General features: G+C 62.1%; 10 protein-coding genes. 3 read left to right on the top strand and 7 right to left on the bottom strand.

The window, feature by feature from the left end; translation table 11 throughout:
• Positions 1-12: 12 nt before the first annotated feature.
• Positions 13-10,959 carry a retention module-containing protein gene (locus L9B60_RS10990; RefSeq protein WP_249678525.1) on the bottom strand — a complete coding sequence of 3,649 codons (10,947 nt, stop codon included), beginning with the start codon at positions 10,957-10,959 and terminating at the stop codon, positions 13-15.
• A 352-nt stretch (positions 10,960-11,311) separates the two neighbouring features.
• Between L9B60_RS10990 and L9B60_RS10985 the strand changes: the two genes are divergently transcribed.
• Genes L9B60_RS10985 through L9B60_RS10975 form a run of 3 tightly spaced genes read left to right on the top strand, consistent with a single transcriptional unit; the run spans position 11,312 to position 16,229 of the window.
• Positions 11,312-12,664, top strand: coding sequence for a TolC family outer membrane protein (locus tag L9B60_RS10985; RefSeq protein ID WP_249678522.1), 1,353 nt, complete (start codon positions 11,312-11,314; stop codon positions 12,662-12,664).
• Between the two features lie 45 nt (positions 12,665-12,709).
• Positions 12,710-14,863 carry a type I secretion system permease/ATPase gene (locus tag L9B60_RS10980; protein WP_249678520.1) on the top strand — a complete coding sequence of 718 codons (2,154 nt, stop codon included), beginning with the start codon at positions 12,710-12,712 and terminating at the stop codon, positions 14,861-14,863.
• Positions 14,853-16,229 carry an HlyD family type I secretion periplasmic adaptor subunit gene (locus L9B60_RS10975; RefSeq protein ID WP_249678518.1) on the top strand — a complete coding sequence of 459 codons (1,377 nt, stop codon included), beginning with the start codon at positions 14,853-14,855 and terminating at the stop codon, positions 16,227-16,229. Before L9B60_RS10980 ends, L9B60_RS10975 begins: the two co-directional genes overlap by 11 nt.
• Before the next feature lie 480 nt (positions 16,230-16,709).
• Here the strand turns inward: L9B60_RS10975 and L9B60_RS10970 are convergent, their stop codons facing one another.
• The 6 genes from L9B60_RS10970 to exbB form a co-directional block, all read right to left on the bottom strand.
• Entirely contained in the window at positions 16,710-18,113 is a 1,404-nt protein-coding gene (locus tag L9B60_RS10970) for an aminoacyl-tRNA deacylase and HDOD domain-containing protein (protein ID WP_249678517.1), read from the bottom strand.
• Between the two features lie 77 nt (positions 18,114-18,190).
• On the bottom strand, positions 18,191-20,266 hold the full coding sequence (gene recG, locus L9B60_RS10965) for an ATP-dependent DNA helicase RecG (protein ID WP_249678515.1): 2,076 nt from the start codon (positions 20,264-20,266) through the stop codon (positions 18,191-18,193).
• Positions 20,263-21,195 (bottom strand): hydrogen peroxide-inducible genes activator, encoded by a 933-nt coding sequence (locus tag L9B60_RS10960; protein WP_249678513.1) that lies wholly within the window; start codon positions 21,193-21,195, stop codon positions 20,263-20,265. The genes recG and L9B60_RS10960 overlap by 4 nt, the downstream gene beginning before the upstream one ends.
• 93 nt (positions 21,196-21,288) lie before the next feature.
• Positions 21,289-22,026, bottom strand: a complete 738-nt coding sequence (locus L9B60_RS10955; protein WP_249678512.1) for an energy transducer TonB — start codon at positions 22,024-22,026, stop codon at positions 21,289-21,291.
• Positions 22,023-22,448, bottom strand: a complete 426-nt coding sequence (exbD, locus tag L9B60_RS10950) for a TonB system transport protein ExbD (RefSeq protein ID WP_249678511.1) — start codon at positions 22,446-22,448, stop codon at positions 22,023-22,025. Before exbD ends, L9B60_RS10955 begins: the two co-directional genes overlap by 4 nt.
• A 3-nt stretch (positions 22,449-22,451) precedes the next feature.
• Positions 22,452-23,417 carry a tonB-system energizer ExbB gene (gene exbB, locus L9B60_RS10945; protein WP_249678510.1) on the bottom strand — a complete coding sequence of 322 codons (966 nt, stop codon included), beginning with the start codon at positions 23,415-23,417 and terminating at the stop codon, positions 22,452-22,454.
• Positions 23,418-23,420: the final 3 nt, after the last annotated feature.

The following is a 23,420-nucleotide window of genomic DNA, read 5'->3' as shown; positions in this document are numbered from 1 at the left end:
GCGCGTACCGCATCAGTGCGAGTGATCGACCTTGATGGTCGGGTCGGAGCCGGCGATCAGCGAGCTGACCGCGGTGTGGGACCAGTCATTGCCGGTGAGCTTGATGGTGACATCGGCGTTGGTCACGCCGCCGGCATCGTTCAGCTTGCCGGTGCTGCTGACCTGCAAGGTCGAGACACCATCGGTGGTGGTGATCTTCAGGTAGCTGTCGATGTTGTTTTCATTCTCGCCCTGCAGCAGGTCGCTCAAGTCGATCTTGTCACCGTCGCCAATCTTGAAGTCGGTGATGGTGTCCTTGCCGGTGTCACCTTTGAGCCAGACGAACGTGTCTGCCCCGGTGCCGCCGGTCAGGGTGTCGCCACCACGCCCGCCGACCAGGATGTCGTTGCCGGCGCCACCGTCCAGTTTGTCGTCGCCTGCCTGGCCGAACAGGATGTCGTTGCCATTGCCGCCCGACAGGTTGTCACTGCCACCCGCGGTGCTCGAGAGGTTGAACTCGCTGACATGGTTGGTGATGTACTGGTGAAGTTGCTGGTCGGTGACCGTACTGCTGTCGCTGATGCCGCTTTTGGACGCGACATACGCTTGCAGCGCCTGGATGCCGTTGGTGCTGCCACCCAGGTTGACGATGTCACCGAACAGGATGTCGTTGCCGTCACCGCCATTGATGATGTCGTCGCCGGGAGCGATCGAGGTGGTCGAACTCTTGATAGCGGCAGCCAGGTCATTGGCGTCCACGCCGATTTTCACCACGTGGTCGGTGTCGAACAGCTGCAGCGTGGCTTTGTTGATGCCGTTGTTCAGGCCAATCGCCTCTACCGTCGAGATCGCGCTCAGAGCGTCGTAACCTTCGGTGGCATTGCTGATCGAGGCCGTAGTCGGGGTGTTCGAGCTGCTACCCGTGGTCAGGCTGTACTCAGTACCGCCGTAGCCATCGGCGTGGGAGGTCAGGGTGCCGATGGAGTGGCTGCTGAACGTGCCATTCTTGTTTTCCACCAGATCGTAAACCACGCCGGCCGCGGTGATCAGGGTGTGCTTGCCATCGGCAAGCGTCACGGTCAGGTCCTTGCCAGGCGTCCACTTGGCGATGTAGTCGCTCAGCGCCGAATCGGTGCCTTTGCGGTAGTCGACGACAGTCGCGGCGGTGTCCTGGTAATAGTTCGGCTGCCCATCGGTGATGAAGAAGGTCAGGTTGGTGGCGCCGGTGTTGCTGGTGGCTGTGTCGGTGTGGAACCAGTTGGCCGCGGTCTTGAAGGCGTCCTCGTAGTTGGTCACGCCGTCTGCCTTGATGGAATCGAGCAAGGCCGTCAGCTTGGTCAGGGCGTCCTTGTCAGACAGGTCGACGGATACTGACTTGCCGGCGTTGGTGTCGAAATCCAGCAGGTAAACGTTGACGGTGCCCGCCTTGATGCCGTTGGCGGTGTCCGACAACTGGGCGAACACCGTCTTGAGCTGGGCAACGGCTGCGGCCAGGGAGCTTTGCATGCTGCTAGAGCTGTCGAGGATGAAAGCGATGTTGTAGTTCTTGCCGGCGACGATCTCGGTGCCGTTGGTATCGCCGATCAGAATGTCGTTGCTGGCGGTGCCATTGATTGGCGTGGTATCAGTGCCCGCATTGCCGACCTGATGCTCGTACACGCCCGCAGTCACGGTGATGTTCAGCGCCGTGGTGGTGGTCAGCGACTGGGTGGTGTGGTTCTCGGTCGACACAGCGGTCACGGTCAGCGTGTCGGTGCCGTGGCTGTACGGTGCCGGGGTGTAGCTCAGCTTGCTCACGTCCCAGCCGCTGAGGCTGACTTCAGACTGGCTGCTGGTGGCGGTGAACGTGTGGGTGCCGTCAGTGAGGGTGGCGCCTACCGGAATACCGCCGATCTTGGTGATGGTCTGGGTTTCCGAGCCATCGGTGTCCAGCGAGGTGACTTTCAGGCCCAGCGCGAGGCTGTTGTTCTCGACCACTTGGGTATTGCTGGCAGTGACGATCGGCGCATCCACCACCGGAGCGATGTCCACGGTGACGGTAGCCACGGCGCTCTTGTCGGCGCCGTCGTAACCCTGCACCTGGAATTGCGCGTAGTCGGCCTTCTGGTCGCCCAGGCCGGTAGCGCTATAGTCGGCACCGCCGGACTGATGGGCAACCGGCACGAAGGCCAGGCCGTTGGCATCGATGATCGCCTTGCTGATCAGCATGCCCACGGTCACGTCTTTCCAGCCCGTGCCATCGTTGTAGATCAACTTGCCGGCAGCGGCGTCAGGCAGCTGCGTGACGATGATGCTCAGCTTGCTGGCGGCGCTGTCGTTGTCCGTCACATGCAGGCTGTCCCAGGTCAAGGTCAACTGGGTGCCTTCGCTGCCCTTGACCAAGCTGTTGGCAACCACTGGCGCCTGGTTGATGGCATCGACGGTGACCGCGATATGGGCCACATCCGATGCCGTAGAGTTGTTGCTGACCTCGGTGGCCGTGGCCGTCACGGTCAGGTTCAAGGTGCCGGTGAAGTCGGTCGGCGGCTTGATGCTCAGGGTCTGGGTGTCCCAGCCGCTGAGGTTGACCGCGCCGGTGGACGTGATGACCAGGGTCTTGCCGGTACCATCCATCAATACCGAGTTCACCGGGATCCCGCTCAGGGTGGTGACGTGGGTTTCCGAGCCGTCATTGTCGGTGTAGGTGGCCGTGATCGGGCTGATCTTGATGAAGGTGTTTTCCTGGCCATGGTTGATCGAGGCAACGGTGTAGTAACCCTCGCCGTTCAAGCCATGCAGGTCCGATACGGTCAACCCGGCCTTGGCAATGTCGTCGACGCTGGTGAAGGTCGACAGGTTGCTGGCGCTGAGGGCGGTCGCCGTAGCGCCGTTCACCGAAACAGTCAGGTTGTAGTTGCCCGGGCCGTTCTGGTTGAAGTGGTAGATGTCCAGGGTGTAGTAGCCCGAGACCGTCGGCGTGAAGCCGTCGCCACTGATCTTGCCGCTCTGATTGCCCCAGGTTGCGCTGGCGACCGTCGTGCCGCCCACGGTCACGGCCAGGCTGTCATCGGCGGTGCCGCCGAAGGTGTAGGTCTTGCCGGCTTCCAGGTAGATCAGGCCAGTGGCCTTGGTCGCGGTGCCCTGCACCACGTTGGCGGAACTGAAATCGCTGACCGTGGTGGTGCTGGCCGGGGCCGCTTTGTAGCCGTTGATGCCAGCGATCAAGGTGGCTGCGCTGGCGCCGTTGCCACCTGAGCCCAGGGTGTTATACAGCGCGGTGCTTGGCGCCCAGACCTGCTCGGCAAGGCCGGTGGAAGCATAGGTCGGCGTGGTCGCCACGACGCTCGGCTGGTCGGCTACCGCCACGATGTTGATGCCCAGGCTGCTGCTGGAACCGGTATTGGTGGTGTAGGTGATGTTTGGAACGCTGCCGCTCCAGTCCTTGACCGGGGTAAAGGTGTAGTCACCGTTGGCGGCGATGGTGATCGAACCAACCCCACTGATGGTCGTGGTTTGGCCGGCGTTCACGGTGGTGCCGTTGACGCTGAAGGTCGCGACGCTCAGCACGTTATCCACGTCGATGTCGTTGCTCAGCACGTTGCCTGTGGCGTTATGGTCTTCGTTGGCGCTAGCGATGTCGGCTTTCAACACGCTCGCATCATCTACGGCGGCAACGTGCACGGTCAGTGGCAGCGAGGTGCTGGCTGGGGCGGCCGTGCCATCGGTGGCGGTAGCGGTCACGGTCAGCTTGATGTCACCGTTGAAGTTGCTCGGCGGCGTCAACTTGAGTGCCGACAGGTTCCAGGCGGTGATATCGGCTGTGGTCGAGCCGGCTGATGCGGTGAACGTGTGGGTGCCATCGGTCAGCGTGGCGCCTACCGGTATACCGTTGAGCGTTACTGCCAGGGTTTCCGAGCCGTCCACGTCGGTGCTGTGGGCGTTGATGGTCGACAGCAGGATCGCATTGTCTTCCAGGCCCGAGTTCAGCACCTGGGTGACGTTGATGTTGTCCAGCAGGCCGCCCAGCGAGTTATCGTCGACGGCACGGAACTCCAGCTTCTGGGTACCGTCGGTGGTCACCGGTACATCGAAGCTGTAGTGCTGCATGCCCGCAGTGGTGGTGTTCAGGGTGGCAATCAGCTGGCCGCCCCAGTACACATTGATGACCGAGTTATCCAGCGCGCCCACGCGCGGCGCGTAGTCGAACGCCACGGTGTAGGTGGTGCCGGCCTTGGCGCTGATATTGGTGTAGAGGTTGCTTGGGTCGCCGGTGTTGCGCTCAAGTTCGATGACCTGGCTGTTGGTGCCGGTGCCATAGACGCTGCCCTTGCCGATTTCTACCGTGCCACCGCTGTTGTCGGTGTGCCAGACGCCATTGCCGAGCTTGCTCACATCGACGCTGCTGACATTGGCTACGGTGACTTCCTGCAAGTCTGTCGAGGCAACGGTGCCGCCACCGGTCAAGGTCAGGCTTGGGGTGTCGGAAACCGGGTTCACCACGATGGTGCCGGTGGCCGAAGCGGCCGAGGTCAGGCCCTGGTTGTCGGTGCTGGTGTAGGTGAAAGTGGTGGTGCCGCTGTAGTCGCCGGTTGGCTTGAAGTACACCGTCGTGCCGTTGGCAGTCGCGCTGATCACGCTACTGGTGGTCAAGGCGATGGTGCCCGCGGCGTCTGCGAAAAAGGCACCATGGGCTGGCAGGCTGGTCAGGGTGAAGTGATCGATGCTGCCGTCCACGTCGCTGCCGCCCAAGGTGACGGCAATGGTGTGGTCTTCATCGCCCGAGGCCTGGGTGGTATTGACCAGCGGCGCGTCGTTTACCGAATTGACGGTGATGGTGAGCGTGCTGGTCGAACCGGTGTTGGTGGTGTATGTGACGGTGGGAACGGTGCCGTTCCAGTCCTTGACCGGGGTAAAGGTGTAGTCGCCATTGGCAGCGATGGTCAAGGTACCGATACCCACGATGGTCACCGGTTTGCCCGCGTCGGTACTACCGCTCACGCCGTTGACGCTGTACGTGGCGACAGTCAGCACGTTGTCCACGTCCAGGTCGTTGTTCAGGACGTTGCCAGTAGCGGTGTGATCCTCATCGACTGTGTTGGTATCGGCCTTCAACACGCTTGGGTCGTCGACCGCAGTTACAGTGATGTTAAGGGTCGATTCCACGTTTGTGCCCGAGCCGTCTGTCACGGTGTAGCTAACGGTGGGGACGGTGCCGTTCCAGTCTTTGACGGGGGTAAAGGTGTACTCACCGTTCGCACCGATTACCAGGGTACCGACGTTGGCGATTGTCGCGGTGGTGCCAGCAGCGTAGGTGGTGCTGCCGATGGTGAAGTCCACCACGCTGACCGGGCCGTCGACGCTGGAGGTGCCGGTCAATACGCTGCCGGTGGCGACGCTGTCTTCTGGGCTGGATACGATTTCGCTGGCGTCGGTAAAGCTGTCATCGACTGGCGTGACGTTGATGTTCAGCGTCGAGGTGACATCGGAACCCGAACCATCGGTGACGGTGTAGCTAACGGTCGGCACTTCGCCGTTGTAGTTGGCGACCGGGGTAAAGGTGTATTCACCGTTCGCACCGATTACCAGGGTACCGACGTTGGCGATGGTCGCGGTGGTGCCAGCGGTATAGGTGGTGCTGCCGATGGTGAAGTCCACCACGCTGACCGGGCCGTCGACGCTGGAGGTGCCGGTCAATACGCTGCCGGTGGCGACGCTGTCTTCTGGGCTGGATACGATTTCGCTGGCGTCGGTGAAGCTGTCATCGACCGGAGTGACGTTGATGTTCAAGGTCGACTTCACGTCGGCACCCGAACCATCGGTCACGGTGTAGCTGATGGTCGGGACGGTGCCGTTCCAGTTTGTGGTTGGAATGAAGGTGTAGCTGCCATCAGCGGCGATGGTCACGCTGCCGATCGTTGCGTCCGAAGCAGTTTCGCCGGCCTTATAGGTAACGCCGCCGACGGTGAAGTCCACGACACTGACCGGGCCGTCGACGCTGTGGGTACCTTCCAGTACGTTGCCGATGGCATTGTGGTCTTCCAGCACGGTGACCTTTTCACTGCGGTCGGTGAAGCTGTCGTCCACCGGGGTCACGGTGATGTTCAGGGTGCTGGTGGAACCCGTGTTGGTGGTGTAGTTGATGGTCGGCACGCTGCCGTTCCAGTCCGGCTTGGGTGCGAACAGGTAGGTCCCGTTGCTTTCCAGAACCAGGATGCCGACACCGGCGATGACCACTGGTTGGCCTGCCTTGAAGGTGCCGTTCACGCCGTCGATGGTGAAGGTGGCGACCTTCAAGACGTTGTCCACATCCGAGTCATTGCTCAGCACGTTGCCGATGGCAAGGTGATCTTCGGCGATGGCCTTGAGGTCGGCTTGCAGCACGCTCGGGTCGTCGACCGCAGTGACGGTGATGCTCAGGGTCGACTTGACGTCGGTGCCCGAGCCATCGGTCACGGTGTAGCTGATGGTCGGTACGGTGCCGTTCCAATTCGCGGTCGGAATAAAGGTGTAGCTGCCATCGGCGGCAATGGTCAGGCTGCCGATTGTTGCGTCGGTAACAGTTTCACCGGCTTTGTAAGTGACACCGCCAACGGTGAAGTCGACCACGCTGACCGGGCCGTCGACGCTGCTGGTACCGGTCAGGACGTTGCCCACGGCACTGTGGTCTTCGTCGATGGTGACCTTTTCGGAGGCATCGGTGAAGCTGTCGTCGACCGGCGTGACGCTGATGTTCAGGGTCGAGGTGACGTTATCGCCGGAGCCGTCGGTCAGGGTGTAGCTGACGGTGGGTACCGTGCCGTTCCAGTTGGGTGCCGGGGTAAAGGTGTAGCTGCCATCGGCGGCAATGGTCAGGCTGCCGATTGTCGCGTTGGTAACAGTTTCACCGGCTTTGTAGGTGACGCCGCCGACGGTGAAGTTGACCACGCTGACCGGGCCGTCGACGCTGCTGGTGCCATCGAGTACCGAGCCTTTGGCCACGGTGTCTTCGTCGATGGTGACCTTTTCCGAGGCATCGGTGAAGCTGTCGTCGACCGGGGTGACGTTGATGTTCAAGGTCGACTTCACGTCGGCACCCGACCCATCGGTTACGGTGTAGCTGATGGTCGGTACGGTGCCGTTCCAGTTTGCAGTTGGAATGAAGGTGTAGCTGCCATCGGCGGCAATGGTCAGGCTGCCGATTATTGCGTCGGTAACAGTTTCACCGGCTTTGTAAGTGACGCCGCCGACGGTGAAGTCGACCACGCTGACCGGGCCGTCGACGCTATGTGTGCCGTCGAGCACGTTACCGATGGCGTTGTGGTCTTCCAGCACGGTGACCTTTTCACTGCGGTCGGTGAAGCTGTCGTCCACCGGGGTCACGGTGATGTTCAGGGTGCTGGTGGAACCCGTGTTGGTGGTGTAGTTGATGGTCGGCACGCTGCCGTTCCAGTCCGGCTTGGGCGCGAACAGGTAGGTCCCGTTGCTTTCCAGAACCAGGATGCCGACACCGGCGATGACCACTGGTTGGCCTGCCTTGAAGGTGCCGTTCACGCCGTCGATGGTGAAGGTGGCGACCTTCAAGACGTTGTCCACATCCGAGTCATTGCTCAGCACGTTGCCGATGGCAAGGTGATCTTCGGCGATGGCCTTGAGGTCGGCTTGCAGCACGCTCGGGTCGTCGACCACAGTGACGGTGATGCTCAGGGTCGACTTGACGCCGGTGCCCGAGCCATCGGTCACGGTGTAGCTGATGGTCGGTACGGTGCCGTTCCAGTTCGCAGTCGGAATGAAGGTGTAGCTGCCATCGGCGGCGATGGTCAGGCTGCCGATCGTGGCGTTGGAGGCGGTTTCACCGGCTTTGTAAGTAACGCCGCCAACGGTGAAGTCGACCACGCTGACCGGGCCGTCGACGCTGCTGGTACCGGTCAGGACGTTGCCCACGGCACTGTGGTCTTCGTCGATGGTGACCTTTTCGGAGGCGTCGGTGAAGCTGTCATCGACTGGCGTGACGCTGATGTTCAGGGTCGAGGTGACGTTCTCGCCGGAGCCGTCGGTCACTGTGTAGGTGACGGTCGGCACGATCCCGTTCCAATTGGGTGCCGGGGTGAAGGTGTAGCTGCCATCGGCGGCAATGGTCAGGCTGCCGATTGTCGCGTTGGTAACAGTTTCACCGGCTTTGTAGGTGACGCCGCCGACAGTGAAGTCGACCACGCTGACCGGGCCGTCGACGCTGCTGGTGCCATCGAGTACCGAGCCTTTGGCCACGGTGTCTTCGTCGATGGTGACCTTTTCCGAGGCATCGGTGAAGCTGTCGTCGACCGGGGTGACGCTGATGTTCAGGGTCGACTTGACGTCGCTGCCCGAGCCGTCGGTCACGGTGTAGGTGACGGTCGGCACCGTGCCGTTCCAGTTGGGTGCCGGGGTGAAGGTGTAGCTGCCATCGGCGGCAATGGTCAGGCTGCCGATTGTTGCGTCGGTAACAGTTTCACCGGCTTTGTAAGTGACGCCGCCGACGGTGAAGTCGACCACGCTGACCGGGCCGTCGACGCTATGTGTGCCGTCGAGCACGTTACCGATGGCGTTGTGGTCTTCCAGCACGGTGACCTTTTCACTGCGGTCGGTGAAGCTGTCGTCCACCGGGGTCACGGTGATGTTCAGGGTGCTGGTGGAACCCGTGTTGGTGGTGTAGTTGATGGTCGGCACGCTGCCGTTCCAGTCCGGCTTGGGCGCGAACAGGTAGGTCCCGTTGCTTTCCAGAACCAGGATGCCGACACCGGCGATGACCACTGGTTGGCCTGCCTTGAAGGTGCCGTTCACGCCGTCGATGGTGAAGGTGGCGACCTTCAAGACGTTGTCCACATCCGAGTCATTGCTCAGCACGTTGCCGATGGCAAGGTGATCTTCGGCGATGGCCTTGAGGTCGGCTTGCAGCACGCTCGGGTCGTCGACCGCAGTGACGGTGATGCTCAGGGTCGACTTGACGTCGGTGCCCGAGCCATCGGTCACGGTGTAGCTGATGGTCGGTACGGTGCCGTTCCAGTTCGCAGTCGGAATGAAGGTGTAGCTGCCATCGGCGGCGATGGTCAGGCTGCCGATTGTTGCGTCGGTAACAGTTTCACCGGCTTTGTAAGTGACACCGCCAACGGTGAAGTCGACCACGCTGACCGGGCCGTCGACGCTGCTGGTACCGGTCAGGACGTTGCCCACGGCACTGTGGTCTTCGTCGATGGTGACCTTTTCGGAGGCATCGGTGAAGCTGTCGTCGACCGGCGTGACGCTGATGTTCAGGGTCGAGGTGACGTTATCGCCGGAGCCGTCGGTCAGGGTGTAGGTGACGGTCGGCACGGTGCCGTTCCAATTGGCGACCGGGGTGAAGGTGTAGTCGCCGTTAGAGCCGATCACCAGGGTGCCGACGTTGGCGATGGTCGCGGTGGTGCCAGCAGTGTAGGTGGTATCGCCGATGGTGAAGTTCACCACGCTGACAGGGCCATCGACGCTGCTGGTGCCGGTCAGAACGCTGCCGGTGGCCACGGTGTCTTCGTCGATGGTGATCTGTTCGGAGGCGTCAGTGAAGCTGTCGTCCACCGGGGTCACGTTGATGTTCAGGGTGGACGTTACATCCGAACCCGAACCATCAGTCACGGTGTAGCTGACGGTTGGCACTTCGCCGTTGTAGTTGGCAACTGGCGTGAAGGTGTACTCACCGTTCGCGCCGATTACCAGGGTGCCGACGTTGGCAATGGTCGCGGTGGTGCCAGCGGCGTAGGTGGTGCTGCCGATGGTGAAGTCCACCACGCTGACCGGGCCGTCGACGCTGCTGGTGCCGGTCAGCACGCTGCCGGTGGCGACGCTGTCTTCGGCGCTGCTAACCGTCTCGCTGGCGTCGGTGAAGCTGTCATCGACTGGCGTGACGCTGATGTTCAGGGTGCTGGTAGACCCGGTATTGGTGGTATAGCTCGCCGTCGGCACAGTGCCGTTGTAGTTGGCGTCCGGGGTAAAGGTGTAGTCGCCATTGGCGGCGATGGTCAGGCTGCCGACCCCGTCGATGATGGCGGTCTGGCCCGCGCTGAACGTGCCGTTCACGCCGCTGACGGTGAAGGTGGCCACGCTCAGCACGTTGTCCACGTCGCTGTCGTTGCTCAGCACGTTGCCGCTGGCTGCGGTGTCTTCGGCCACGGTGTTGCTGTCGGCGACCAGCACGCTGGGGTCGTCGACCGCGGTCACGGTGATGTCCAGTGTACTGGTGGCGCCGGTATTGGTGGTGTACGTCACCTGCGGCACGCTGCCGTTGTAGTTGGCGTCCGGGGTGAAGGTGTAATCGCCGTTGCTGCCGATCACCAGGGTACCGACGCCGGTGATGGTCGCGGTCTGGCCAGCGGCAAAGGTGCCGTTCACCCCGGCGATGGCAAAGCTGGCGACGCTGAGCGGGGTATCGACGTCGCTGTCGTTGCTTAGCACATTGCCGGTGGCGATCGAGTCTTCCGCCAGGGTTGCAGTGTCGGCATTAAGCACGCTTGGGGCGTTGGTTGCCGTCGTGGCCCCAGCCGCCAGCAGGTTGGCATTGGCGCCGCCGTTGCCCAGGCCGTCGGTTGGGAAACCGATGGTCGGGTCTACCCGGCCTGCGGTGGCGTCCAGCACGACAAAGCTGTGGCTGCCACCGCCGTCACCGGCTGCGCCTGCTGCGGTCGGGCCTGCTGCCGTGGCTTCAAGGTCTTTGGTGGGGTCGGCGCCGGCCGCGATCGCTTGCTGCAGTTCGGCAACCGACGGTGCGTTCTGCGCGGCGGCTTCCTGCAGGTTGGCGGCGGCGGTGTCTGGCGTATTGGCGCTCCACTGCGTATCGCGGCCCAGGTCGATGGTCCGGCCATCCTGCAATTCCAGGCTCACGGCACCTGCCAACCCAGTGTCTACCTGATCCCCGGCAAACAAGCGATCGCCCTCAATGAGCACTCGACGAACCCCTTCCGGGGACACAGCGACGACTTGACCAACAATGCTTTTGACGATGGCAACAACACTGCTCATTGGGACTCTCCGGAATACAGCTCAGATGACTTCCATGGGACCGACCGGCTCTTGTGCTAGCCGTTTCAGACTGAAAATGGACGTTTAATTTTGACAGGGTTAATCGTCAATTTATTGGCTATAATTTTTCGCGATTAACTTTATGCCAAAGTATTGACCTATAGCGCGCCATCCTAAACAATCCGCACCGCAATGTCACATTGATATTGATCCGGCGTACCGTCTCCCATTGTGTGTTCCAGTTCGCACCCAGAACTCATCGACATCCAGTCCATACGGTTGCCCTTTTTTCCAATGCAGCGACCAGTTTTGCTGTGCTTCGAGACACGAAGTCTTCGGGATAATAACCACAATGCGTGCGCACCTTTTCAAGGCTATACCCTTTGTTTTAGCGGCCAGTTTCGTACAAGCCCAGACCCTTCCCGAGGCCATGCAGCAGGCCATGGACGTGCACCCGGACATCCAGGCCGGCGTGAACAGCCGCCTGGCTGCCGACGGTCAGTTGCGGGCTGCCAAGGGCGGCTACCTGCCGAAGGTCGACGTGCTGGCGGGCTATGGTCGCGAGGGTTCGGACAACCCCACCACCCGTGCCGACCTGGGCACGGACAAGTGGCAAACCCTTAACCGGGGCGAGGCCAGTGTGCGTCTGCAGCAAATGCTTTTTGACGGTTTTGCCACTTCCAGCGAAGTCGGGCGCCAGCAAGCGACCGTGAATTCCCGTGCCTACTCGCTGCTGGGTACCTCGGAAAAAACCGCGCTGACCGTCGCCCAGGTCTACCTGGACGTACTGAACCGCCGCGAGATGGTGCAACTGGCCGAAGAAAACTTGCGCAACCATGAGCGCGTCTACGATCAGATCAAGCTGCGCACCAGCCGTGGCGTGGGGCGTACCGCCGACCTGGATCAGGTCGAGGCGCGCGTGGCTCAGGCCCAGAACAACCTGATCACCGAGCAGACCAACCTGGCCGACGCCAAGACCAACTACCTGAGCGTGGTGGGCTCGCTGCCCGACGAGTTGGAGCAGCCCCAGGGTTTCGTCGCAATGTTGCCGGCGACGCTGGACGAAGCTCGCACGCAGATGGTAGAAAGCAGCCCGATTTTGCGCTCGGCCGAGTCCGACATTACTGCGAGCGAAAAACAGTATGACGCCGCCAAGTCGACGTTCTACCCACGCTTCGATGCAGAACTGGGCCGCACGGCCGATAACAACATTGGCGGCGAAGAAGGCCATAACAATGGCTGGGAAGCCATGGTGCGCATGCGCTTGAACCTGTACTCGGGTGGCAGCAACAAGGCTGACCTGGAATCCAAGGCTTACCAGGCCACCCAAGCGCTGGATATTCGCAACAACGCGCTGCGCCAGTTGAACGAAGAACTGGGCCTGGCCTGGAACGCCTACAACAACGCCAACGCGCAATTGCCCAACGCCCAGCAGTACGTGGACCGTACCAGCATCGTGCGCACTGCCTACCAGAAGCAGTTCAGCCTGGGCGAACGTACCTTGCTCGACTTGCTCGACAGCGAAAACGAGCTGTTCACCGCGCGCCAGCGCCTGGCGCAGGTCAAGACGCTGCAGCTGTACACGCAGTACCGTATCAAGGCCACCATGGGCCAGTTGTTGAAGAGCCAGGGTGTGGTAGCGCCGATGGCCACCGTGGTGCAGAACGATGTAAAGCCCAGGATCAATCTGCCTGGCATGAACTGATTCCACTGAATCAGATCGTCAATCGCTTAAGTTGAGAGTGTCAGCGTGGAATCAGAAGTTAGTCGAGTTCAACTCAGTCATGATCCACGCAGCCAGCACGACGACCCGTTGCTCGACGGGTTGCTGACACTCTGTTCGCTGCACCAGAAGCCTGCCAGCCGGTCGATGCTGACCACTGGCCTGCCGCTGCCCTCGCAACGCCTGAGCCCCGAGCTGCTGCCCCGCGCCGCCGCCCGGGCCGGCCTGCAAGGGCGGTTGATGCAGCGCAAGTTGGAGCAAATCCCTGCCATCGCCTTGCCAGCCATGCTTTTGCTAAAGGAAGGCCGCAGTGCCATCCTGGTTGGCTGGAACGGTGACAGCGCACGCCTGCTGCTAAGCGAAAGCGACGGTGGTGAAGTACAGGTGGGGCGCGACGCCCTGCTGGAGGACTACAGCGGCCGGGTTTTTTTCGCCCAGCCGCAACACAAATTCGACGTGACCCATGGCAGCCTGATCCCTCGGGCCCGCTCGTGGTTCCGTGACACCCTCAAGCGTTCCCGTTGGCTGTATGCCGACGCTATCGCGGCGAGCCTGGTGATCAACATCATCGCCCTGGCCGCCCCGCTGTTTGTGATGAACGTGTACGACCGCGTCGTGCCCAACCAGGCCACGTCCACTCTATGGGTGCTGGCGGCAGGCATTACCGGCGCCTACCTGTTCGATTTGTTGCTCAAGGGCCTGCGTGGCTTGTGCCTGGATTTGGCTGGCAAGAAGACCGACCTGATCATATCGGCCACGCTGTTCGAGCGCATCGTCGGCATGGCTATGAAGAACCGCCCGGCGCGGGTCGGCAGCTTCGCCCAGAACATCCATGAGTTCCAGGGCATGCGCGACTTCCTCACGTCGCTGACCCTGACCAGCCTGATCGATCTACCGTTTACCCTGCTGATCCTGCTGGTGATCGCGATCATCGGCGGTCACCTGGTGTGGATACCGATCGTGGCCTTCCCGCTGGCGCTGGGCATTGGCCACCTGCTGCAAAAACCGCTGACCGCGACCCTGGAGCGAACCATGGCCCTGGGCGCCGAGCGCCAGTCGAGCCTGATCGAGACCCTGGCCGGCCTGGATGCGGTCAAGGTCAACAACGCCGAGAGTGAACGCCAGTATCAGTGGGAACAGACCATCGGCACCCTGAGCCGCCTGGAGCTGCGCGTGAAGGTGCTGTCCAGCCTGGCGATGAACATTACCTTGCTGATCCAGAGCCTGGCCGGCGTTACCATGATCATCTGCGGGGTTTACCTGATCATTGCCGGCGACCTGAGCATGGGCGGCCTGATTGCCTGCTACATGTTGAGTGGTCGTGCCTTGGGGCCTTTGGCTTCACTGGCCGGTTTGCTGACCCGTTACCAGCAGGCCAAGGTGACCATGGTCTCGGTCGACCAGATGATGGAGCTGCCCCAAGAGCGTAACTTCGAAGAGCGCCCCATGAGCCGCCAGGTGCTGCAAGGCGCGCTGGAGTTTCGCAACGTCGACTTCACCTACCCCAACCAACAGAACATGGCACTGCGCGGCCTGAACCTGAGCGTTCAGCCGGGCGAGAAAATCGGCATCATCGGCCGTAGCGGCTCGGGCAAAAGCTCGCTGGCCAAACTGCTGGTGGGCCTCTACCAGCCCGATGCCGGCGCGTTGCTGGTGGACGGCGTGGACGTGCGCCAGATCGACGTCAGCGAATTGCGCCACAACATCGGCTACGTGCCCCAGGACATTCAACTGCTGGCGGGCACCCTGCGTGACAACCTGGTCAGCGGTGCTCGTTACGTCGAGGACGAGCTGGTGCTGCAAGCGGCCGAGCTGTCTGGTGTGCACGAATTCGCCCGGCTGCACCCGCAAGGCTACGAGCTGCAAGTGGGCGAGCGCGGCCAGAACCTTTCCGGTGGCCAGCGCCAAAACGTAGCGCTGGGCCGTGCACTGCTGCTGAACCCGCAAATCCTGCTGCTCGACGAACCGACCAGCGCCATGGACAACACCGGCGAAGAGCGCTTGAAACAGCGCTTGCAGGCCGTCATCGAGAAAAAGACCGTGATCCTGGTAACTCACCGCGCTTCGCTGCTGTCATTGGTCGATCGCCTGATCGTCATCGACCGCGGGCAAATACTTGCCGACGGGCCAAAAGCGGCCGTGATGGAAGCGCTGAAGAAGGGGCAGATCGGTGTTGCTTAAATCTGGCCCAGGGCGTTTCAAGGACGCCATTACCCGTTACTTCAAAGGCACCGAGTCACTCGAAGGCCAGCCGCTGCCGGAGGTCAACAAGGCGTTGATCGACGACGCTCCGCGCATCGTTCGCCTGACCATCTGGGCGGTGATCGCATTCTTCCTGTTCCTGTTGGGCTGGGCCCACTTCGCGGTCATCGATGAAGTGACCCGTGGCGAGGGCAAGGCCATCCCGTCCTCGCGGGTGCAGAAAGTGCAGAACCTGGAAGGTGGCATCGTCGCGCAAATCTACATTCATGAAGGGCAGATCGTCGAGGTTGGTGATCCGCTGTTGCGTCTGGACGATACCCGCTTCGTTTCCAATGTCGGTGAAACCGAAGCCGATCGCCTGGCCATGGAACTGCGCGTCGAGCGTTTGAGCGCCGAGGTGGATGACCGCCCGCTGAACTTTACCGATGACGTGCGCAAGAAGGTGCCCAAGCAGGCCGCCAACGAACAATCGCTGTACCAGAGCCGTCGCCAGCAGTTGCAGGACGAAATCGGCGGGCTGCAACAACAGATGGTGCAGCGCCAGCAGGAGCTACGCGAATTCAGTTCCAAGCAGGCGCAATACCGCAGCAGCCTGGCCTTGCTCAAGCAAGAGATCGACATGTCGGAGCCGCTGATTTCCCAGGGCGCTATTTCCCCGGTGGAAGTGCTGCGCCTCAAGCGCTCGGAAGTTGAAACCCGTGGGCAAATGGATTCCACCACCTTGGCCATCCCGCGTGCGGAAGCGGCCATCAAGGAAGCCCAGAGTAAAGTCGATGAAGCGCGCGGTAAATTCCGCAGCGATGCCCTGACCCAACTGAACGAAGCCCGTACCGACCTGAGCAAGGCCCAGGCCACCGGCAAGGCGCTGGAAGACCGGGTCAACCGCACCATGGTCACCTCGCCGGTGCGCGGCATCGTCAAACAGCTGTTGGTGAACACCGTGGGCGGTGTGATCCAGCCAGGCAGTGACCTGGTGGAGATCGTGCCGTTGGACGACACCCTGCTGGTAGAAGCGCGCATTCGCCCGCAAGACATCGCCTTCCTGCACCCGGGCCAAGAAGCCATGATCAAGTTCACGGCGTATGACTACACCATCTACGGCGGGCTAAAAGGCAAGCTGGAACAGATCGGCGCCGACACCATCCAGGACGAAGAAAAGAAAAACACCTTCTACGTGATCAAGCTGCGCACCGACCGTAGCCACCTGGGTACAGACGAGCATCCGCTGCTGATCATTCCCGGCATGGTGGCTTCGGTCGACATCATCACGGGCAAGAAGAGTGTGTTGAGCTACCTGCTCAAGCCGATCATTCGGGCCAAGGCCGAGGCGTTACACGAGCGCTGAGGTGAGCCCTTCGCGGATAAATCCGCTCCTACAGGTAGGAGCGGATTTATCCGCGAAGCAAACCCCACGGTCTGTGGTCGGATTTATCCGCGAAGCAAACCCCACGGTCTGTGGTCGGATTAAACCGCGAAGCAAACCCCACGATCTGTGGTCGGATTAAACCGCGAAGCAAACCCCACGATCTGTGGTCGGATTAAACCGCGAAGCAAACCCCACGATCTGTGGTCGGATTAAACCGCGAAGTAAACCCCACGATCTGTGGTCGGATTAAACCGCGAAGCAAACCCCACGATCTGTGGTCGGATTAAACCGCGAAGCAAACCCCACGATCTGTGGTCGGATTAAACCGCGAAGCAAACCCCACGATCTGTGGTCGGATTAAACCGCGAAGCAAACCCCACGGTCTGTGGTCGGATTAAACCGCGAAGTAAACCGACGGTCTGTAGGAGCGGATTTATCCGCGAAGCAAGCGCTACGGTTTCAGTTCGGCGGCGTAAACTGCGAAGCCAACTCGCGCAGCAGCACTTCTGCCTCCAACACCTTGGTCACCACGTCTTCAGCCTTTTCGCGGCTCAGGTCCAAGCGTTCGAACAGCTCGTCGGGGATGGTTTCGTCCACGCCCGAGCCGATGCCGCGGCTGCGCAGCAAACGCACGGCCAGGCAGACGAGATTGGGGTACTGGGCGAATTCACCGTCGTACATCGGGTCGTGCTGGAAGCGCAGGGCGTTGGACAATTCGTCCGGCATGTCCCAGTTGCGCATCAGCCAGGCGCCAATCTGCTCGCGGGTGATGCCCAGCAAGTGCTGCTCGACATAGGTGTGGCACAGGTGCGGGTTGGCTTCCAGGTGGCGACAAATCAGCGAGAAATGCGGCGGGAAAACGTGCGCCAGCAACAGGTAGCCAAAGTTGTGCAGCAGGCCGGCCAGGTAGGTCAGGCCGGCTTCCGGGCGCTCGGCGCGGGGGATGGCGCGGGTCAGGCCTTCGATCACCGCGGCGGTGTAGATCGACTGCTGCCAGTAGGGCGTGGCGTGTTGTGGCTGGTCCTTGGGCAGGCTCAGGGTTTTGCCCAAAGCCAGGCCGAGTGCCAGGTTGATCACCAGATCAAAACCCAGTACGCGGACGATGGCGTCCTCGACCGAGCGGATCTTGCCGGGTGAAGCGTAGTAAGGCGAAGCGGCCCAGCTGACCACCTGCGCGGCCAGTGCCGGATCTGTTTCGACCACGCCAGTGATGTCATCGATGGTCGCGTTGGGGTCCACCCGCAACTTGATGATCTTCTGCGCGGTTTCAGCCAGCGGCGGGATCTCGATGGTCGCTTCCAGGCGTTGCTGGATGCGGCGGGCGGTGAAGGCCTGCATGGCCTGGGTGATTTCCTTGCGGTCGTCATCCGGGCGGTCGAGGTTGGGGCGGATGGAGCTCAAGGGTTCGCCGAACGAGGCGGCACTGGCCTTGGTCAGCATTTTCTTGAAGTCGTCGCTGCGCACTTCCAGCAGCAAGCCCGGTTCCCCGGAGTTGATCAGCAGTTCGGGCTCGCGTAGCAGGGCTTCTTCGTACAGGCAGGGCGAACTGGTCAGCGATGGCAAGCCCGGCAGAACGCTCAGGTTATGCTTGCCGAGCATCTTTTCCAGGCGGTCCAGCTTGATCGCCGTCAAGGTCCGGCCGGTCAGCTCTGTCAGGCGGCTGAGGTCCAGCAGGTGGTTTTGCGGGAACAGCACCATGAGGGCGCCCACCGAGTCATCGAGTAGCACGGCCTGTACCTTGCGCGCAGGGTTCAGCGCCGGGTGGTCGGCTACCTCGCGGTAGGCGATGCCCAGCTTGCCCAGTAGCAGCCGGATGACGGATGGGGCGTGCGGGGTTGCGGTGTCCAATGCAACTTCAGTCATGGCCTGTATCCATATACGTACAATCGCGACAGTATAACCAGCTTATCGGGTTTGCTGGCTCTGTCTGCTGACAGTCTTTACACCTGGCCATATTGTTGGCCATGGCGCAGCCAGCGATCCAGTAATGGGCTGACGTGATCAGGCCAGCGGGCCAGCAGGGCTTGGGCCGCATCGCGTACTGCCGGCAGCAGGTCGGCATCGCGCATCAGGTCGGCAACCTTGAACTGTAGCAAACCGGTTTGACGGGTGCCGAGCATCTCGCCCGGGCCGCGTATTTCCAAGTCTTTTTCCGCGATCACGAAGCCGTCATTGGTTTCGCGCATGATGCCCAGGCGCTGGCGACCGATCTGCGAAAGCGGCGGATGGTACAGCAGCACGCAGTGGCTGGCGGCACTGCCCCGGCCGACCCGGCCGCGCAGTTGGTGCAGTTGAGCCAGGCCCAGGCGTTCGGGGTTCTCGATGATCATCAGGCTGGAGTTGGGAACGTCCACGCCCACTTCGATCACCGTGGTTGCCACCAACAACTGCAGGTTGCCCTGTTTGAACTCGGCCATCACCGCAGCCTTTTCCGCAGGCTTCATGCGCCCGTGGATCAAGCCCACGCGCAGTTCGCCCAAGGCGCTACTCAGTTCTTCGAAGGTGGTTTCGGCCGCCTGGCAGGTCAGCTCCTCGGACTCTTCGATCAGCGTACACACCCAATAGGCCTGGCGCCCTTCGGCGCAGGCGGCGCGAACGCGCTCGACCACTTCGATGCGACGGCTGTCGGCGACCAGCACAGTGTTGACCGGGGTACGTCCGGGCGGCAGTTCGTCGAGGATCGAGGTGTCCAGGTCGGCGTAGGCGCTCATGGCCAAGGTACGCGGGATCGGCGTGGCGGTCATGATCAACTGATGCGGGCACATGCGCCCGCCCACGCCTTTCTGGCGCAGGGCCAGGCGTTGTTGCACGCCGAAGCGGTGCTGTTCGTCGATGATCACCAGGGCCAGGTTCTTGAACTGCACCTCCGGCTGGAACAGCGCGTGGGTGCCGACCACCATGGGTGCGCCGCCGGCGATTTGCTCCAGCGCTGCGGCGCGGTTCTTGCCCTTGAGCTTGCCAGCCAGCCATGCTACCTCGATGCCCAGGGGTTCGAGCCAGCGCTGGAAGGTCACGTAGTGCTGTTCGGCGAGGATCTCGGTGGGTGCCATCAGTGCCACCTGGTAGCCCGCTTCCAAGGCCTGCAACGCGGCCAAGGCGGCCACCACGGTCTTGCCTGCGCCCACGTCGCCCTGCACCAGGCGCAGCATCGGTTCATGCTGGTTGAGGTCGTAGGCGATTTCTTTGCCCACCCGCTGTTGCGCGCCGGTGGGGGCGAACCCCAGGTTCTTCAGGTACTGGGCCGGCAAACGCTTGGCCGGCGGCAGATTGGGCGCGCGTTGCGAGCGCAGGCTTTCGCGCAAGCGCTGCTGCGACAACTGGTGCGTCAGCAGCTCCTCGAATGCCAGCCGGTGTTGCGCCCAGTGATGCCCCAGGGACAGTTCCTCCAGGTCCGCATCGGCGGGCGGGTGGTGCAGGTAGCGAATGGCGTCGGCGAGCGGCGCCAGTTGGTAGTCGCGGGCCAGTTCTTCGGGCAGCCAGTCGGGCAGGCTGCGTGGGCCAAGCATGCCCAGGGCCTGTTCGCACAGTTGGCGCAGGCGTGCCTGGGTCAAGCCCTCGGTGGTCGGGTAGATGGGCGTGAGGGTTTGCTCCACCGGGTAATGCTCGTCACCCGTCAGGGCGCGGTATTCCGGGTGGTAGATCTCCAGGCCCGAAGCTCCGGGGCGAGCTTCACCGTAGCAACGCAGGTGGGTGCCACGTTTCATGGCTTCCTTCTGCGCGTTGCTGAAGTGATAGAAGCGCAAGCTCAATGAACCGGTGCCGTCACCCAGGCGCACCAGCAGGCTGCGACGCTTGCCCATGGCCACGTCGGCACCGCTGACCACGCCTTCGATCACGGCATCCTGACCAGGCCGCAGTGCGCCGATCGGCACCACGCGGGTGCGGTCCTGATAGCGCAATGGCAGGTGGAACAGCACGTCCTGGAGGTTTTCCAGGCCGACTTTGGTCAACTTTTCGGCCATGGCTTCGCCAATGCCTTTGAGTGCCGTTACCGACACTTTGGACAGCTCTGTCATGTTGCGGTTTTACTCGCCACGGTCGGTTTGGCGACCGAACACAGGCGGATCGAGTCAGCGAGGATCTCGATGGCCTTGGGCCGCGGGAAGCTGGCGCGCCAGGCGATTGCCACGGTGCGGAACGGCGTGGGTGGCGTCAGCGGGCGCACATCGATCACGCCGGGGGCGTAATGATGGCTGTCGATCGCCGACAAGGGCAGGATCGATATGCCCAGCCCCGAGGCCACCATGTGCCGAATGGTTTCCAGGGAGCTGGACTCCACCGTGGTGTGCTTGTTGCCGTCGGCACCCTTGGCCAGGGTGGGGCAGGCTTCCAGCACCTGGTCGCGGAAGCAGTGGCCTTCGCCCAGCAGCAGCAGACTTTTGTCGTTGAGCAGCGCCGAGTCGATGGTCTCTTTCTGCGTCCAGGGGTGCCCGGCGGGCATCAGCACGTAGAAGGGCTCGTCGTACAGCGGCAGGGTCAGCACGTCGGCTTCGTTGAATGGCAGGGCGATGATCACCGCGTCCAGTTCACCGTTACGCAATTTGTCGCGCAGGATGTGGGTGAAGTTTTCTTCGATGTACAGCGGCATCTGCGGCGCAACACGGTGCAATTGCGGGATCAGGTGCGGGAACAGGTAAGGACCGACGGTATAGATCGCGCCCACCTTGAGGGGGGCGGTCAGTTGGTTCTTGCCGGCCTGGGCCAGTTCGCGGATGCCTTGGGCCTGCTCGAGGACCTTTTGGGCCTGGGCGACGATGCCCTCACCGACGGGCGTCAGACGCACGGCACTCTTGCTGCGCTCGAAAATCAGCACGCCCAGTTCGTCTTCGAGTTTCTTCACCCCCACCGAAAGGGTGGGCTGGCTGACATGGCAGCGCTCGGCGGCATGGCCGAAGTGTTGCTCTTGGGCCAGGGTAACGATGTAGCGCAATTCTGTGAGAGTCATAACGTGCGTCCATGAAGTTGCCGGCCCAGCATAGCGGCTGCAATCGATAGACGCACGTTATCAACCGTGCTTGTGTGTATCAAAACGACGTATTTATCGTTTATCCAGCGAATACACGAACGGAGCGACCACTTCCAGGCTGCCGTTGTTGAGCAATTCCTTGGGTGGCGGAGGCAGCGGCTGCGCCCGGCGGATCATTTCCAGGGTGGCTCGGTCCAATGATGCACTGCCCGAACCACCGGCCAGCGAGTAGGACAAGACCTTGCCTTCGCCGTCGACCACGAAGCGCAGGCGGTTGACCCCCTGCATGCCGCGGCGGCGCGCGTCGTCCGGGTACTTCTTGAACTTGGCCAGGTGACGCAGCAAGTCGCTTTGCCAGGTCGGCAGGGCATTGCTGTTGGTGGCGACGCTTGGCTGCGGCGCAGCGGATTTAACCGGTGGCGCGTTGGTGGGCGGCGTATCCACGGTCTGCTCTGCAGGCGGCTTTTCCTGCGGCGGCTCCGGCTTTTTCTCAGGCTTGGGCGGTTGCGGCTTGGCCTTGGGCTTCACAGGCTTTGGCACTGCAATCGTCGGCTTGGGGGCCTCGACCAGTTTGGGCAGCGGCGGCTCTTCGACCGGGGCCGGAGGTTGCGGCGGCTGCACCACTTTGGGCGGTGGCGGCGGTGCGGGCTCTGGCAACGGTGCCATTTCCACGACCATGGCCGCAGGCGGCAACTCCATAGGCTGCGGCCGCGACCAGTTCAACGCCAGCACGATGGCCACGGCGTGGATGCCCAGCACGACCGCGAGGCTAGCCCCGTAACGCGTCAGCTTTTGGCGCGTCGTGATCATTTCTTGGCTGCCGTCTCAAGCCCTACCAGTCCGACTTTCAGGTAGCCGGCGGCCCGCAGGGAGTTCATCACTTCCATCAACTGACCGTAGTCCACGCCTTTGTCGGCCTGGAAGAAGATCGTGGTGTCCTTCTTGCCTTTGGTCTTGGCGTCGAGGATCTGGCCCAGTTGTGCGCGGTCGACTTTCTCGTCGCCCACGAACAGGTTCTGGTCTGCCTTGACGCTGAGGAAGATCGGCTTCTCCGGCCTTGGCGCCGGTTTGGCGGTGGAGGCGGGCAGGTCGACCTTGATGTCTACGGTCGCCAGGGGCGCCGCGACCATGAAAATGATCAGCAGTACCAACATCACGTCGATGAACGGCGTGACGTTGATTTCGTGGTTCTCGGCGAGGTCGTCGCCACCTTCGTTCAGATGCAGGCCCATGGATTACCCCAGTTTGACCATGTGCGGCGGAGCGGAGCGCTCGGCCGGCTGATGGTCCAGGTCGCGGCTGACCAGCAGCAGGACCTGTGCGGAGGCGTCCGAAACCTGCGCCTTGTAACCGGCGATGGAGCGGGCGAAGACGTTGTAGATGACCACGGCCGGGATCGCGGCAACCAGGCCCAACGCGGTGGCCAGCAGGGCCTCGGCGATGCCTGGGGCAACCACGGCGAGGTTGGTGGTCTGGGTTTTGGCGATGCCGATGAAGCTGTTCATGATGCCCCACACGGTGCCGAATAGACCGACGAACGGCGCGGTGGAGCCGATGGTGGCCAATACGCCGGTACCGTTGCTCATGTTGCGACCGCAGGCAGCCACCAGGCGCTCCAGGCGGAAGCTGACGCGTTCCTTGATGCCTTCACGCTCGCGGCTGTTGACCGACAGGTGCATCTCTTCCATGGCGTCCTGTACCAGCAAATGGGCCAGGGTGCCTGGCTTGCTGGCGGTTTCGGCGGCAGCCTTGAGGGTAGTGGCCTTTTTCAGGTTGGCGATTTCGCCACGCAGGCGGCGCTTGGCGCCCAGTAGTTCGAAGCCCTTGGCGATCCAGATGGTCCAGGTGATGATCGATGCGATTGCCAGGCCGATCATCACGATTTTGACGATGATATCGGCGTTCTGGAACATGCCCCATGGGGACAGATCGTGGCCGATGCCGAAGCCGGTATCAACGGTAGGCTCATCGCTGCTGGCGTCTTCGGCCACAACCGGAGCATCGCTTGGCAGGGCCGCAGCCTCGGCGCTGTTGGCTGGCGCCGCTGCAGCAGCGGCAGCCGGTGCGGTGTGGCTCTGGTTGGCAGGTTCGTCGGCGAAGGCGGCCGGCGTCAGCGCGAGGCCGATGACCAGGGCTGCGATACCGCGCCATGGACGGGACACACTGCGGGTTGGCGAAGCGGGAGGTAGAATACGAGTCATGCT

It is taken from the genome of Pseudomonas abieticivorans, assembly GCF_023509015.1.
Lineage (GTDB): Bacteria > Pseudomonadota > Gammaproteobacteria > Pseudomonadales > Pseudomonadaceae > Aquipseudomonas > Aquipseudomonas abieticivorans.
This window is presented reverse-complemented; position numbering and strand designations above follow the sequence as displayed.

Excerpts from the sequence above, each read along its gene's own strand:
- exbB (WP_249678510.1), bottom strand. The coding sequence starts at position 23,417 with ATGACTCGTATTCTACCTCCCGCTTCGCCAACCCGCAGTGTGTCCCGT.
- L9B60_RS10985 (WP_249678522.1), top strand. The coding sequence starts at position 11,312 with ATGCGTGCGCACCTTTTCAAGGCTATACCCTTTGTTTTAGCGGCCAGT.
- L9B60_RS10990 (WP_249678525.1), bottom strand. The coding sequence starts at position 10,959 with ATGAGCAGTGTTGTTGCCATCGTCAAAAGCATTGTTGGTCAAGTCGTC.
- L9B60_RS10960 (WP_249678513.1), bottom strand. The coding sequence starts at position 21,195 with ATGACTCTCACAGAATTGCGCTACATCGTTACCCTGGCCCAAGAGCAA.
- recG (WP_249678515.1), bottom strand. The coding sequence starts at position 20,266 with ATGACAGAGCTGTCCAAAGTGTCGGTAACGGCACTCAAAGGCATTGGC.
- L9B60_RS10955 (WP_249678512.1), bottom strand. The coding sequence starts at position 22,026 with ATGATCACGACGCGCCAAAAGCTGACGCGTTACGGGGCTAGCCTCGCG.
- L9B60_RS10970 (WP_249678517.1), bottom strand. The coding sequence starts at position 18,113 with ATGACTGAAGTTGCATTGGACACCGCAACCCCGCACGCCCCATCCGTC.
- exbD (WP_249678511.1), bottom strand. The coding sequence starts at position 22,448 with ATGGGCCTGCATCTGAACGAAGGTGGCGACGACCTCGCCGAGAACCAC.